This is a genomic window from Fretibacterium sp., assembly GCF_057312375.1.
Genome location: NZ_DBHLDX010000125.1, coordinates 1 through 2,356 on the forward strand (window position 1 = coordinate 1; position 2,356 = coordinate 2,356).

At 66.8% G+C, this 2,356-nt stretch carries 3 protein-coding genes; all 3 read left to right on the forward strand.

The window, feature by feature from the left end; all coding sequences use genetic code 11:
* On the forward strand, positions 1–616 hold a 616-nt coding region (locus tag ACO41U_RS10380), incomplete at its 5' end, for a DNA mismatch repair MutL family protein (RefSeq protein WP_485943776.1).
* Between the two features lie 87 nt (positions 617–703).
* Complete coding sequence (locus tag ACO41U_RS10385) at positions 704–1,756, forward strand: PAS domain-containing sensor histidine kinase (RefSeq protein ID WP_485943778.1); 1,053 nt, start codon at positions 704–706, stop codon at positions 1,754–1,756.
* A partial coding sequence (locus tag ACO41U_RS10390) for a response regulator (protein WP_485943780.1) occupies positions 1,728–2,356 on the forward strand: 629 nt, incomplete at its 3' end. The genes ACO41U_RS10385 and ACO41U_RS10390, both read left to right, overlap by 29 nt.

Consider the following 2,356-nt stretch of genomic DNA (forward strand, 5'->3'; position numbering starts at 1 on the left):
GCGGGAGGAGAGGGACGAACCGAGCCCATCGCCGGAGGACACTCCGGCGATGGAGGCTCCGGTCTACATGGGGCAGACCTCCCAGGGCTACCTGATTTTTGACACGCCGGAGGGGCTGGTGCTGATGGACCCCCATGCGGCGCACGAGCGGGTGGGGTACGAACGGATTCGCGACCGGGCCACGGGAGAGGCGGCGGTCCAGAAGCTCCTCATCCCGACGCCGCTGCCGCCGACGCTGGCCCTAGAGGCGGAGGAGTACCGCGCCGCCCTTGAAGCGGTGGGCTTCGGCCTGGAGAGCCATGAAGGCGGTTTGCGCCTCGCTGCCATCCCCGCGCTGCCCGACGGCGCGCCGGAGCCGGAGGCCCTGTTGAGGGCGTCCCTCGCGGCGCTGAAGGGGGACCGGGACGGCGACGCGAAGGAGCTTTTGTGGCGGACGTGGGCGACCATGGCCTGCAAGGCGGCCGTGAAGCTCACCACCGTTCTGGCTTCGGCGGAGGCCCTGGCGCTGTGGCGCGACCTCCACCGGTGCGTTCAACCCTTCCACTGCCCCCACGGCAGGCCCACGATGCTGGTCCTGGGGCCGGAAGAGCTCCTGAGACGGTTCGGCAGGGAGTGAGAAAGACAGCGAGAGGGGGCGACGAGGACGGCGAACGACGGATTTTCCTATCGAGTCTTCTTTGAGCGGGTCTTTGACCCCATCGCGATGTATCGGGTTGCGGGGAACCCTGCGGAGGCGCCGGGTGCGGAGCGAATTTTCTTCGTCGACATCAACCCGGCCTACGAGCGCGTGATGAGGGTCAGGAAACAGGACGTCGTGGGGCGCAACTTCCTCGACGTGTGGCCGGATGCGGAGGACCGCTGGCCGCGGATCATCGTGGACTGCCTGCGCCTGGGGCACACCGTGCACTGCGAGGGGGCGAGCTGGAACATTGCAAGCTACCTCGAGGCCATCGCCTTTCCCCTCCCGCCGCGCCACACCGCAGTGATCTTCCTGGACAAGACGGAGTGGAAGGCGTCGGACGACGCGCTGAAGCGCAAACAGGAGGAGCTGCGCGCGCTGGCCGCCCAACTGACGCTGAGCGAGGAGAACACCCGACGCGCCATCGCCTCGGACCTCCACGATCGCGTGGGTTATGAGCTGGTGGCCCAGCTCAAGGCGCTGCGGGGCCTTCTGGAGCGGGGCCTGCCGCAGGATGTCACGGAGGAGCTTCGCCTGCTGACCGACAGCACGGAGCGCCTCATCAGGCAGAGCCGCAGCCTGATCTTCGAGCTCAGCCCTCCCGTCCTGAAGGAGGTGGGGCTGAACCCGGCGCTGGAAGCGCTTGCGAAGTCGCTCCTGGGTACCCACGACATCCGCTGGAGTTTGAGGTCCAAGGGCACCATCGGCGAGTTCAACGCCGACGACGCCGTCTGCGTCATCCTGTACCGCATGACGCGGGAGCTCCTGATGAACGTAATCAAGCACTCCGGGGCAACCCACGTGAACCTCATCGTCAACCGAGGTCCGGGGAAGATCATGGTGGCCGTGGAGGACAACGGGCGCGGATTCGTCCCCTCGTTTCGCCTGGACGACGCCGAGCGCGCGCGGGATGCGAAGGGCTTCGGCCTATTCAGCATCCAGGAGCGCCTGAGGGCCATAGGGGGAAGCGTCCAGATCGTGTCCGTTCCAGGTAGGGGGGCGACGGTTGCGATGTCCTGTCCGTTGAAGCTGAAGGGGGAGGTTCACGGTGAGCGTTCGGGTCCTGCTGGCGGATGACCACGAGCTGTTCTTGGAGGGGCTGAAGGAGCTGATCCGAAAGGCGCCGGACGTGGAGCTGGTGGGCCAGGCCCACGACGGACTGGAGGCGCTGGAGCAGACGGCGATTGTGGTTCCGGAGGTCGTCCTGATGGACATGACCATGCCGCGCCTGAACGGCATCCAGGCAACGCGCCAGCTTCGAGAGCGTTTCCCCTCCGTCAGGGTGCTGGCGCTCTCCATGCACGGGGACCGGGAGTTCATCGTGGAAAGCCTCAAGGCGGGGGCCTGCAGCTACGTCCTGAAGGAATGCACCTCGGAGGAGCTCCATCAGGCCATCCTGACGGTGAGCAGGGGGCAGTACTACCTCACGCCGTCCGTGCTCTCCCTCCTGATCGAGGACTACCTGCGCCTTCTGGAGGAGGAGGCGTCGTCGAGCTGCCCGCTCTCCGACCGGGAGCTGGACGTGCTGAAGCTCCTGGTGAAGGGCCTGAACGCAAAACAGATCGCGGCGCGGCTCTCCATCAGCAAGAACACGGTGGACACCCACCGCCGCCGCATCATGGACAAGGTGGGCTGCAACGGCATGGCGGAGCTGACGCGCTACGCCATCCGGGAGGG

Excerpts from the sequence above, each read along its gene's own strand:
- ACO41U_RS10385 (WP_485943778.1), top strand. The coding sequence starts at position 704 with ATGTATCGGGTTGCGGGGAACCCTGCGGAGGCGCCGGGTGCGGAGCGA.